This is a genomic window from Bremerella cremea (genome assembly GCF_003335505.1).
Lineage (GTDB): Bacteria > Planctomycetota > Planctomycetia > Pirellulales > Pirellulaceae > Bremerella > Bremerella cremea_A.
Genome location: NZ_QPEX01000030.1, coordinates 189,933 through 201,908, shown reverse-complemented (window position 1 = coordinate 201,908; position 11,976 = coordinate 189,933). Strand labels below are relative to the sequence as shown.

Annotated in this window: 7 protein-coding genes and 12 tRNA genes; 4 read left to right on the top strand and 15 right to left on the bottom strand. The window is 54.6% G+C overall.

Translation table 11 applies throughout. From position 1 onward, the window contains the following. The first annotated feature begins 4 nt into the window (after positions 1-4). The 3 genes from DTL42_RS15735 to DTL42_RS15725 all read left to right on the top strand — a co-directional run bounded on the left by DTL42_RS15735 (position 5) and on the right by DTL42_RS15725 (position 5,497). Positions 5-1,465 (top strand): DUF1501 domain-containing protein, encoded by a 1,461-nt coding sequence (locus DTL42_RS15735; RefSeq protein ID WP_114369675.1) that lies wholly within the window; start codon positions 5-7, stop codon positions 1,463-1,465. Between the two features lie 150 nt (positions 1,466-1,615). Then, on the top strand, positions 1,616-4,027 hold the full coding sequence (locus DTL42_RS15730) for a DUF1549 domain-containing protein (protein ID WP_114369674.1): 2,412 nt from the start codon (positions 1,616-1,618) through the stop codon (positions 4,025-4,027). Positions 4,028-4,060: 33 nt separating this feature from the next. Next, the gene (locus DTL42_RS15725; RefSeq protein WP_114369673.1) at positions 4,061-5,497 is read left to right on the top strand and encodes a DUF1501 domain-containing protein; all 1,437 of its coding nucleotides are present in this window, start codon (positions 4,061-4,063) and stop codon (positions 5,495-5,497) included. A 266-nt stretch (positions 5,498-5,763) separates the two neighbouring features. Here DTL42_RS15725 and DTL42_RS15720 read toward each other — a convergent pair whose 3' ends face one another. Beyond that, positions 5,764-6,330: a hypothetical protein gene (locus DTL42_RS15720; RefSeq protein ID WP_158545409.1), complete on the bottom strand. Its 567-nt coding sequence runs from the start codon at positions 6,328-6,330 to the stop codon at positions 5,764-5,766. Positions 6,331-6,586: 256 nt separating this feature from the next. Here DTL42_RS15720 and DTL42_RS15715 point away from each other — a divergent pair, with 256 nt between their 5' ends. Further along, on the top strand, positions 6,587-8,377 hold the full coding sequence (locus tag DTL42_RS15715; RefSeq protein ID WP_158545408.1) for a c-type cytochrome: 1,791 nt from the start codon (positions 6,587-6,589) through the stop codon (positions 8,375-8,377). A gap of 149 nt (positions 8,378-8,526) precedes the next feature. Here the strand turns inward: DTL42_RS15715 and DTL42_RS15710 are convergent. From DTL42_RS15710 to DTL42_RS15660, 14 genes are all read right to left on the bottom strand, one after another. Beyond that, a tRNA-His gene (locus DTL42_RS15710) sits at positions 8,527-8,599 on the bottom strand. Between the two features lie 364 nt (positions 8,600-8,963). Beyond that, positions 8,964-9,046, bottom strand: a tRNA-Leu gene (locus tag DTL42_RS15705). A gap of 116 nt (positions 9,047-9,162) precedes the next feature. Beyond that, positions 9,163-9,240: transfer RNA gene (locus DTL42_RS15700), tRNA-Leu, on the bottom strand. An 11-nt stretch (positions 9,241-9,251) separates the two neighbouring features. Continuing rightward, a tRNA-Asp gene (locus tag DTL42_RS15695) sits at positions 9,252-9,324 on the bottom strand. 72 nt (positions 9,325-9,396) lie between these two features. Continuing rightward, positions 9,397-9,469: transfer RNA gene (locus DTL42_RS15690), tRNA-Val, on the bottom strand. A gap of 20 nt (positions 9,470-9,489) precedes the next feature. Continuing rightward, a tRNA-Gln gene (locus tag DTL42_RS15685) sits at positions 9,490-9,564 on the bottom strand. A gap of 70 nt (positions 9,565-9,634) precedes the next feature. Continuing rightward, positions 9,635-9,706 (bottom strand) — tRNA-Gly (locus tag DTL42_RS26345). A gap of 14 nt (positions 9,707-9,720) precedes the next feature. Further along, positions 9,721-9,795: transfer RNA gene (locus DTL42_RS26340), tRNA-Asn, on the bottom strand. Between the two features lie 5 nt (positions 9,796-9,800). Next, positions 9,801-9,875 (bottom strand) — tRNA-Pro (locus tag DTL42_RS26335). Between the two features lie 12 nt (positions 9,876-9,887). After that, a tRNA-Gly gene (locus tag DTL42_RS15680) sits at positions 9,888-9,958 on the bottom strand. Positions 9,959-9,992: 34 nt separating this feature from the next. After that, positions 9,993-10,063, bottom strand: a tRNA-Thr gene (locus tag DTL42_RS15675). Between the two features lie 30 nt (positions 10,064-10,093). After that, positions 10,094-10,166 (bottom strand) — tRNA-Ile (locus DTL42_RS15670). 75 nt (positions 10,167-10,241) lie between these two features. Beyond that, positions 10,242-10,505 (bottom strand): hypothetical protein, encoded by a 264-nt coding sequence (locus DTL42_RS15665; RefSeq protein ID WP_114369670.1) that lies wholly within the window; start codon positions 10,503-10,505, stop codon positions 10,242-10,244. Positions 10,506-11,007: 502 nt separating this feature from the next. Continuing rightward, positions 11,008-11,967, bottom strand: coding sequence for an ADP-ribosylglycohydrolase family protein (locus DTL42_RS15660; protein ID WP_114369669.1), 960 nt, complete (start codon positions 11,965-11,967; stop codon positions 11,008-11,010). Between the last annotated feature and the right edge of the window lie 9 nt (positions 11,968-11,976).

Here is an 11,976-nt window from a genome sequence, read left to right as displayed (position 1 = left end):
CACCATGTTCTCTTCCCGCCGCGAATTTCTGCAACGCAATGCCTGGGGCTTCGGCTCGTTGGCTCTCACTTCGCTACTGCTGCAAGACCAAGCCAGTGCCAATACCGGCACGCAAGGCATCTTGCACGCGCCGCATCATCCTGCGAAAGCGAAGCGAGTGATTCAGTTATTCATGAGCGGTGCAGCCAGCCCAATCGACCTCTTCGATCATAAGCCGATGCTTGAAAAGCGTCACGGCGAAGAGGCCGATTTCGGCGAACAGGTCGAGACATTTCAAAACGGACTCGGCCCGTGGATGAAATCGCCGTTCGCGTTTAAGCCATACGGGCAATGCGGCAAAATGCTAAGCGAGGTCGCCGCGCCACTAGGCAAGTGCGTCGACGACATGGCATTTGTACACAACATGGTTGGTAAAAGTGGAGTCCATTCACAAGCAACCTATTTGCAAGCCACCGGATTCGATACGCCTGGCTACCCTGGCATGGGTTCGTGGGTGACTTACGGCTTAGGCAACCTAAACGACAATCTCCCTGCGTTTGTCGTCCTGCCCGACCATCGGGGCTTCGCTAGCAACGGTCCCAAAAATTGGGCGAGTGCGTTTCTACCGGCCAGCACTCAGGGAACCGCCATTTTCCCCCAGCGTGACAACCCGATTGAAGACCTACGCCCCGCCGCGACGTTTTCCACCTCGCAGGAAAGTGAATCGGCCGGACTCGATTTGCTAAGCCGCATGAATCGCCGCTACCAAAGCGAGCGTCCTGGCGACTCCCGCCTGGAAGCACGTATTCGTAGTTACGAGTTGGCCGCCAAGATGCAATTGAGTGCCCCGGAAGCACTCGATATCTCCGACGAACCGCAACACATCTTAAAGATGTACGGCGTCGATCGCTTAGGGGCAGAGTACCCCTCGGAAATTAACGCCGCAGAAGAGATCGAATACTTCGGCTTGAAATGCCTGATTGCTCGACGTCTGATCGAGCGCGGCGTGCGTTTCATTCAGGTTTGGTCTGGCAACGATAACGGTTTCCCCCGCCGCAATTGGGATAGTCACGAGGACATTCGCCGAGACCATGGCCCCTTGGCTACCGGCATGGCGGTCGGCTCGGCGGCGCTAATTCAAGACCTTAAACAACGTGGCCTACTGGATGACACGATCGTCCTGTGGACCACAGAGTTCGGGCGGATGCCTTCCACGCAAGGAAGCAAGGGGCGCGATCACAACCCTTACGTTTTCACCAATTGGCTCTGCGGCGGCGGCATCAAGCCAGGCGTCACGTACGGGCCTTCCGATCAGTGGGGTTACAAGCCCCTAGACCGTGACAATCCAACCCAGGTCTACGATATTCACGCCACAATGCTGCATTTACTAGGCATCGATCACGAGCAACTCACGGTCCGCCACAACGGAATAGATCGCCGTTTGACCGACGTCCATGGTCATGTGATTCATGACCTAATCACCTAAGCCTCTCAATCGACTTGTATTTTTCCTTCAAGCTCTAGCCGTACCCTGCTTCCTCATACAAAATACGCCACTTGCAATTTGGGCGATTGCCCTCATTTGGTATATACTGAGGGGATGCATCCCTCTCACTTTCCTTCCTGTGAACCATTCATGCGAATTCTTTCCTTACTTTTGGTCGCCCTGGCGTTTTCGCCCACGTTCGGTGCTGACGTCGACTTCGCTCACGAGATCGTTCCGCTGCTAAAACAGAAATGCGGCAACTGTCATAGTGGTACGCAAAAAGAAGGTGCCTTTTCGTTTAATACGCGTGAAGACCTTATCGCAGGCGGGGAATCAGGGGCGGCCATCGTGCCACGTAAGGCAGCGGAAGGGGAGCTCATCGCCCGCATAACCACCGATGACGAATTCAGCCGCATGCCCCCTGAAGGCGACCCTTTAACGGCCGAGCAAATCGGGCTGTTGAAGCGATGGATCGAATCTGGTGCGAAATGGGAACCTGGCTTTACCTTCGGTGAGCCACTGTACGAACCGCCCCTCAAACCACGTCGCCCCGAGCTTCCCCCTGCCGTTAACGGGCGAACTAATCCGATCGACCGGATTCTCGACACCCAACTGATCCGCGAGAGCCGCCCTGCGCCAGAACCTCTCGGAGACGAAGCGTTTCTGCGACGAGCCTACCTCGACCTGATTGGCTTGCTACCAACGCCCACCGAACGGACCGAATTTTTGAGCGACACTTCGCCTGACAAACGAACCAAGCTTGTTGATACTCTCCTGGCGCGCGACATCAACTATGCCGAACATTGGCTAACCTTCTGGAACGACCTGCTTCGTAACGATTACGCCGGAACCGGGTTCATTACCGGCGGACGCACGCAAATCTCGAAATGGCTGTACGAAGCCCTGGTCACCAACAAACCATACGATCAATTCGTCCGCGAGCTAATTGCCCCGCCAACCACCGACAGTGCCGGATTCGCTGGGGGGATTAAGTGGCGTGGAGAAGTCAGTGCTGGCCAGACGGTGGAAATACAATTTGCCCAGAACGTGGGCCAATCGTTCTTAGGTATTAACCTGAAGTGTGCATCGTGTCACGATAGCTTTATCGATCGCTGGAAGCTGAAAGATTCGTTTGGCCTAGCGGCGATCTATGCTGAGCGTCCGTTGGCCATTCACCGCTGCGACAAACCGACCGGCGAGAACGCTCAGGCCGCCTGGCTCTTTCCAGAGCTAGGCCAGATCGATGCCACAGCCTCGCAGCCAGAGCGACTCAAGCAACTCGCCAGCTTGATGACCCATCGCGAGAACGGCCGCTTCACGCGGACGATCGTGAATCGCTTGTGGCATCGGATGATGGGCTACGGCATCGTGCATCCCACCGACGCCATGCAAAATCCGCCTTGGAACGCCGACCTGCTAGACTTTCTGGCCGAACACCTAGTCGAAAACAACTACGATTTGAAGGCGACCTTGAAGCTAATCGCGACTTCCCAAGCCTACCAATCACAAGCCCAACGTGTGTCCGAAGACAGCGATAATGGCGGCTATCAGTACGCTGGCCCACGAACGAAACGGATGACAGCCGAACAATTTGTCGACTGCGTGTGGGAAATCACCCAGACCGCTCCTTTGAAGTACGATGCCCCTGTGATCCGGGCGAACCCCCGAATGACGGCTGAAAAGAATCTTTCGCTCAGTGGCCATTGGATTTGGAACCGAGCCAACACCCACGATGCGGCGGCTGGCGAAACACTTACCTTCCGCAAAACGTGGAACCAAGACGAAGCGACCGACCAAGCTTACGCCATCATTTCATGCGACAACGCTTACACTCTTTTTGTGAACGGCAAGAAGGTGGTGGAAGGCGATAACTGGGCTGCCCCTGACTTGACTATGCTGCCTCATTTAAAGAAAGGGCAAAACCAAATTCTTATTGTCGCTAAGAATGCCGGTTCCGGCCCGAATGCAGCGGCGTTGTTCTTTGAAGCTCGGGTTCCTGGTAAGGATGGAACGGAACAAGTGATCGCTTCGGATGAATCTTGGCAATGGACACGCCACGTACCAGAAAAGAACGGCAAGTTCCCTCAACAGCCGAAAGACTGGTCGGCAGCGGTCATCGCCGAGAACGAACAAATCTGGAGTCCTCAAGTAAGTGGCCAACTGACCAACCTGTTGGCACAAGGAAATAATGCCTCGCAGCGGATGGTCCGAGCCTCGCTCCTTAAGAGTGATTTCCTGATGCGTTCGCTCGGTCGGCCAAATCGCGATCAAGTCGTAACGGTACGTCCCTTAGAGCTTACCACTCTGGAAGCAATCGATCTTTCTAATGGCGAGCCCTTGGCCAATATGCTGCATCAAGGCGCGATACATTTGCAACAGCGAGAATGGAAATCTCCGGACGAGTTTGTCACGTGGCTCTATAATTACTCACTAAGCCGTAACCCCACCCCGGAAGAACTCAGCACACTCTCAGCGGCCATTGGCAATCACCTAGAAACAAGCACGATGGAGGACGTCCTCTGGGCGGTCTTCATGCTGCCGGAATTCCAATTGGTCCGCTAAACAAAATCCCCTCCAAGCCTCGTGAGGTTCCGTATGGACCGCGCACAACAACGTAGACAGTTCCTTCATCAACTAGCTGCAGCCAGCACCGCCACCATGATGGCCGGTGCCCCACGCATGCTCACCGCCAATGAAGGAGCCCCACTCGAACAACCTACCCCCACCGCCGATAGCTGCATCTTGTTGTGGATGGCCGGAGGCATGGCCGCGCCTGACACATTCGACCCGAAGAAGTACGTTCCCTTCGAGGTTGGCACGCCCGTCGCGAAGGTCGAAAGCACCTTCCCTTCCATCGATACGAATGTCGACAACATTAAGATTTCGGAAGGGATGGAAAATATCGCCCAGGTCATGGACCGGGGAACGCTCATTCGTTCGCATGTGCTACCAGACCTGGGCAGCATCTTGCATTCACGACATCAATACCACTGGCACACTGGCTATGTGCCGCCACAAACGGTCGCCTGTCCGCACATTGGCGCGTGGATGGCCCGTGTGCTAGGCCCTTTGAATCCGGTAATGCCTGCGTTCATTAATATCGGCCAACGCCTGGAAGGTGTGGGCGAGCAGGAAGAACTAAAAGCATTCACTACCGCCGGGTTCTTTGGCAGCGAATTCGGCCCAATGAATCTCCCTTACCCTGAGCAAGCCGCCCAGTCGGTTCGGCCGCCGGAAGGGATGCCGCCCGATCGATTCGCGAACCGTAACAAGTTGTTTCGCAAATTGATCGATCAATCGCCGATGCGAGATTACATCGGCGACTTCCAGCGTGAATCGCAACTACGCTCGATGGAAAACGCTTATCGTCTACTCAGCGCGAAAGAGCGAGAAGCGTTCGATATTTCGCTGGAACCGAAAGAGAGCTACGAAAAATACGACACCGGCCGATTTGGCCGCGGCTGCCTCTTGGCTCGGCGGCTGGTTGAAAACGGTGCCCGCTTTGTGGAAGTCACCACCGAGTACGTCCCCTTTTTGAACTGGGACACGCACGCCAACGGGTTCACAACCCTGCAGCGGATGAAGCAGGAAGTCGACTTGCCGGTGGCCCAGTTGATTCGCGACCTGGAAGCCCGCGGCTTGTTGGATCGCACGTTGGTAATCCTGGCCAGCGAATTCAGCCGCGACATGATCATGGAAGGCAAACCAGGTTCCAACGCACGCGACCAGGCTACTGAAGCGGTCGAAGTGTTCAAAGAAATGAAACACTACGGTCAGCATCGTCACTTTACCGGCGGCTCGTGCGTGATGATGTGGGGAGGTGGTGTCCGCAAAGGCATGCTATACGGCGAGACCGCCAACGAACGACCTTTCGTGGCCACCAAGAATCCGGTTTCCGTGACTGACCTGCACGCGACCATCTTCACCGCAATGGGCATCAGCCCCAAGACCGTTTTCGAGATTGAACGCCGTCCGTTCTACGCTACCGAAGACGGCAAAGGGAAAGCTGTCAGCGAGATCTTCGGCGCATAGCATTCTTGTCCCCTCTCCCTTGAAGGGAGAGGGTTAGGGTGAGGGATTTTTTAGTTGATCTTCCATTACCTATGCCGGTAACAGCTACACATCCTCTTGGATACCAATTCCTTACTTTGGACAATTAAAACCGCTTCGCCCACTCACCCTAGCCCTCTCCCCGCAGGGGCGAGGGAACAGGAAAGATGAGACCGGCGCATGAAAAAAGCCGCTGGCATTCTGTGCCAGCGGCTTTTTAGTATTGGGCTAATCTCGCAGCACGAGAACTAGTCGAGGATCTTATTCAAGTCGGCGATCACTTCGTCGACCTTCAAATCCTTCGCCGAACTGGCAGCGAAGTTGGCTTCAACCTTGCCACCCTTGGCCAGGATGATGGTAACTTCGGCCTTTGGGTTGATCCCGTAATCTTCTGGGCCGTTTTCAAATTCGTTCGGCAGCACGAACGGCACGTTGGTGGCTTCGGAAGTCTTGGCCAACTTCTCAGCGTCTGCCTTGGCGGAAGCCTTTTCGTCGCCCAGGTAGTTCACAAACGCACGCAGTTGCTTTTCTTCATTCTTCGGAATCGCTGCGTCGAGTTGTTTGATCAAGTCGACAACCGCTTTGTCGCTCGAACGGGTGAAGACCATCACTTGGGGACGACCACCGTTCTTGCAGCGGTAGCAGAGATTCTTACCTACCTTGACGCCATCTTCTTCGGCACCAGCCAATTTGGTCACATAGAAGGCACCAATCATGTCCCCTTTTTGCAGACCACTCTTGGTTTCTTCAGCCGAAACCAGGGAAGTACCGGCAACCAGGGCAAACATCGTCAGAGCGACAGTCAAATGTCTCATCAAGAAATCTCCTGAAACGATTCGAGGGGGAACCAGGGGAATGTGCAAACGGAGTGGGAAAAGCCGAACGTCAATCGACAACTTTTACAGGTTACGGTTGACTTCGGATCACTCTACGAGTCAGATTCAGTATCTGCCATCCGATTGCGACCTACAAGCCTTGGCAATGATTATCCATACGATTTTCCTTTTCTGTTATCTTGCTAACAATCGCCGCAAACTCCTGCCAAATACCCCCGATGGGTCAATTATTCCGATGAAATCCCTTACCAACTTCCTTCCAATTACCCTGTTGCTACTCTGCTCGGCAGGGCTGCTAGCGGGCCCTTTAAGCAACTATCGTTCGCCGGTTGATGTGGTTTTGGCGCGAGACGGTCGCTGGCTGGCCACCGCCAACCAAACTTCTGGAAGTGTAAGCCTGGTCGATGTTGCTACCGGCCAGGTTACCGACGAAATCGCTTGCGGTATTCACCCGAGCTTCCTACAGCAATGCCTCGACGGACAACACTTGGTGGTTACCGATACGTTCGGTGGCGAGGTCTCTATTCTGAAAGTCGACGATGGCAAGCTTCATCCCCAGGCCACCATCGAAGTCGGCTACCAACCAACGGGACTCGCGGTATCGCCCGAGGGACAAACCGCCTATGTCGGTCTGGTTGCGACTGGTGAAATTGCCGAACTTGATCTGAACGCAGGCAAGCTGGTTCGTAAGCTGGAAGTTGGCGCGTGGCCTCGTTACCTGGCCCTCTCTCCTGATGGAAAACGTCTGGCAGTTGGCTGCAGTGGAGAAAGCCGGATCGTGGTCGTTGACGTACCGACTTGGGAGGTGGCTTATGCCGAAAAGCTTTCTGGCGGAATCAACATCGGCCACATGCAATGTTCCGCCGATGGCAAGTACGTTTACTTTCCGTGGATGATCTATCGCAGCAATCCGATCAACCGCGACAATATTCGCCGTGGCTGGGTTTTAGGAAGCCGCATCGGGCGGGTTCGCCTCGACGAGTCAGAATACCGCGAAGCGATTACCCTTGACGTGCCAGGCACCGCCGTCGCCGATCCTATCGGTATAACCATGAGCGGTGACGAAAAACGATTAGTAGTAGCCGCATCTGGTACGCACGAGCTATTGGTTTATCGCCGGGCCGATCTTCCTTGGGAAGGCATTGGTGGTCCGGGCGACTTGATCGATCCGAAGCTGATGCGTGACGAAGACATGTTTGGCCGCATCGAACTAGGAGGCCGCCCGATGGGAATCGCTATGGCCAACGACAACCGCACCGTCTACGTGGCAAACTACTTGAAAGACAGTGTTCAAGTCGTTGATATCGAGTCGCGCGAGATCGTGCGTGAGATTCCTCTTGCCCCATCGGTCTCTCTCAACCAAATTCGCCAGGGAGAAGCGGTATTTTACGATGCCAGACGCAGTCTCGATCAATGGTACAGCTGCCACACATGCCACTACAACGGTGGCGTGAACTCAAAGGCAATGGATACCTGGAACGACGGTTCGGCCCTGACCATGAAGACCGTACTGCCGCTGGAAAATTTGCACGAGACGGGCCCTTGGACCTGGCATGGCTGGCAAGTCGATTTGAACGATGCCATGCACAAATCGTTCACCACCACCATGCAAGGCCGCCCTGCCAGCGCTGAAGAGAAGGCAGCTCTTTTGGCTTACCTGAACACCGATCGCGCGGCCCCAAATCCGTTTCGCGAGAAAGATGGCTCGCTAAACACCACAGCCCAGCGTGGCAAGCAAGTCTTTGAAAGCAGCGTTGCCAACTGCGCAAGTTGCCACAGCGGCGTCTACTTCACCGACGGTAAAATTCATGACGTCGGCCTCGGTTCCGATGAAGACGAATACGACGGCTTCAACACGCCATCGCTGGTGGGCATCTATCGCAAAGTACGCTTCCTACACGATGCCCGGGCCCGCAATTTAGAAGAAGTCCTTACCGACTTCCATTCGCCCGAAGAGGTCTCTGGCACACGAGATCTTACTGCAGAAGAAATCGCCGATTTAACGGCCTACTTAAAGGCGCTGTAGTCCCCAACGTAGGGTCCGCTGGGCGGACTAGCAGCAACGTCTCGACCACCTGCACCTTTCTGCTTTCATGGTGTCACAACATCACACATTGCATGAATACGAATCGTTGGTGAAGACCATTTCACCGCCAAGCTCGTTTTCAACCCAAGGGTAACCAAGGAGATTCGAACTCCTTCTTCCTGCTTCACAGGCAGGCGTGCCTACCAAATACACTTCAGTCACCACAAAAGTGGACCTGATCGGAGTCGAACCGATCGCACCGATCTTGCAAAGATCAGTCGCCCCCATCGGCATGCAGGCCCATCGAATCAACCAATGGCATTACCGCCATCATGAAAGGTCCGTTCGGGACTCGAACCCGATCCACGTCCTTACCACGGACGTATGCCGCCAAAACACCTACAGACCGTGTGTCGACTTTCGCAGAACAGCGTCTACGAGAGTCGGACAAAAAAGTAGCGGGTCCGGGAGTCGCACCCGACACGCCAGGCTTATGAGACCTGGTTGAGCCCTCGCTCTACCCGCGTCAATCATCTGCAAACACTGCAATGAACAGCTTTGCGGTTTGCTCATCACACACATCCAGTAGCCAAGGGGAGACTTGCACTCCCACGCCCGGTGGACACGACGTTCTAAGCGTCGCGCGTCTTCTAATTCCGCCACTTGGCCATTCTCATTCAATTCACTTAGTGGGCAGTGGAGGAATTGAACCACTCGTCGACCACCCCGCTTCTTTCTTGACCGCGGCTTTACAGACCGCTGCGGGGATCACTGCCCGAAGTCAGTGGCACAGGTGGGAGTCGAACCCACAAACAATCACGAAGGTTTGAGCTTCGCCGCTTTACCGATTTGCGTACCATGCCAATTGAAAAAGCGTTCCCGACCGGATTCGAACCGGCGATCTCCTGCGTGACAGGCAGGCGAGCACTCCGCTGCTCCACGAGAACTTTTTGCTGCGCGATGACTCGCGAAGTGAAAAGGTGATCAAGAAGGCACGCTGCCGTCTTGCCCTAGCTAAGTAGTCCTGGAGGGACTCGAACCCCCGATCGACTCTTTGTAAGAGAGTTGCCGTTGCCGCTGGGCCACAGGACTGTTGTTGTCACCCCTAAAAGCTGCGAGGGTTGGAATCGAACCAACGACCTCCTGGTCCAAAGCCAGGCGATACTACCAACAGCGTCTACCTCGCATTTCTGTTAACAAGAGACCAAGACATCCTAACTAGGTTCGCAATAATTCCTGATCTTTTTCACACACAAGCGTGCCCTGCGGGAGTCGAACCCGCCTCGCCAGGCTGGAGGCCTGAAACCTCTGCCACTCGGCCAAGGACACTTGTTTTCGTCAAGCTGTGGAGGCAGGAATCGAACCTGCGGCGAAGCGGTTAATAGCCGCCTTCCCGTACCAACACAGGACCCACCACAATAAGTCACGATGACTGGACTCAAGCCTGCGATCTCGTGCTCCCAAAGCACGCGGATTAGCCAAGCTTTCCCACATCGTGAATGAAATCGAGAGCACCCAGTGGGAGTCGAACCCACACTTCCGCCATGGCAAGGCAGTAGGCTACCGCTACATCATGGGCGCTGATTTTTCATCTTCAATCGTCAAAGATCACAAGAGCACCGAGAGGGAATCGAAACCTCGTCTCCGCATTACGAATGCGGTGTCCTACCACTGGACGACCGATGCCTGTTGTATTGCTGTTTTGTTCCTTCTCAATCGGCGCGGTGGGAGTTGAACCCACGACTCGCGTCTTATAAGGACGCCGCTCTCACCGCTGAGCTACGCGCCGCCGGGGAACACTTGCGAACACAAGTCGGGCGCGGCGGTCTTATCCACGACGCCCTACCGGTTTGCTCGACGACGCTTACCTGAGTTTCGGTAACGCATCGCCGGTCGCTTTTTTATGACCTTTGATCATTGCATGCGAATCAGGCAGATGCTCTTCCTGAAGTCTCTCTGCCGAGACACACGTCACTTCCCAGCCGTCAACAAACGTACCGTCGGCTTGTTTGAGTTGAACGTAATCGTGCAAATGTGCATACTTTTCCGGTATCCACGAGGTAAGCTCGACGGCTGTGGTGGAACTCGTTCGCTTGACCAAGCGGCATTGTTTGTAATAAAGGGGCATCGTTTCGTTTCCTGGAAGTCACGCGATAGGTAAGTGGTAGCCCTGGGAATCGAACTCAGCGCGGCCCGAGTATCAGTCGAGCATGGACAACCAGTCCTCGACTACCATGATGTGTGCGCGTACCTTTCACGCAGAAGGTGCTTAGTGAGTTTCCGTGCCAAGTTGCTCCGATCAAGGCACAAAAAAAGCCCGGCGTCGCTTATGACACCAGGCTTTATATCAGCCGTTGGGTTTTATCCCATCAAGTCACAAGCGCAGAAAATGAGCCGGATAACCATTCCCTGTTGGCACAGGCAACTGCTTACCGCCGTTAATCTGAAGTCGATCTATGTTGATCATTGGCAACATCGAAAGTTCTTCTCGTTTGTAACTTAAAGGGTGAATGTGTTTGTCTGGATAGTTAGACGATCATACAGTCAGATGGTTCGCTCGAATTTCTGAATTCTTAGAAACGAAATTAGTCCTGTGAGTTCGAAGGCTTTGAACGCTGGGACGAGTCTTTTTAGGTTCGCTCGTCGATTGACCGATTCGCTAGGCGTAGTTGATATTTCAGGAACAGCCGACTTGCCAGGCTCAGTAGATAGCTCTTCCCTTTCGGAGACTCTTCCAGTCGTCCCAAGAGTTGCTTCGGGATTGCATCAACTCCTAGATGGGCACCACTAATTGCGCCGGCCATGGCGGCCAAAGTATCGGCGTCGCCTCCCAACAGAATGACGTTGCCAATTGTTTCCGCATACGATTCTGGCGAGAGAGCAAAACTGGCGATCGCTGTAGGGACCGATTCCAATGCTTCAATTCCATTGCCAAGTCCCGCGAGTTGTTCTGTTGATTTGATTTCAGAGGCAGCCGTAAGTTTCTCGCGGTACTCTTCCGACTGGCAGAGGGAAATTAACCAACGAAAGAAATCGTCTCGCTTGAACTCGTCACTTCTGGTGACATAAGCCACCGCTGCAGCGATCAACTGAGCTCCTTCGATTCCTAGCGGGTGAACATGCGTCGGTAGCGCAGACTGGCGGGCTTGTTCGAGCAGCATGGCTTCGTCGTTGTGAAAGAACAGGCCGACCGGGGCAACCCGCATTGCTGCGCCGTTGCCGTACGAGCCGCCAGGGAAGTACTTGCTGGCGACCGCTCGATAGTCTTCGCCCTCTTCCATCGCTTCGATGACCATCCTCGCACCACGTCCGTAACCGCGTGAAGGGACGTAATTGCCTACAAACGCAGCGCAGAGCGATTCTTCTAGAATCTCGCCTTGGTCTGCTAAGACTTCGGCCAGGGCGATAGTCATTTGCGTATCGTCGGTGTACCAAATTTCATCTGTGACGTAGTTGATCAGTGATTCGACACCAGAAAACCGCTGGCGCAGATGCTCGGCCGATTGGGCCTCGAAGCGACCACCTAGGGCGTCTCCTACAGCCAAGCCCAGAAGACTCCCTTGAAATCGCTGTTCCAATGAAACGGCCAAGGATCACCG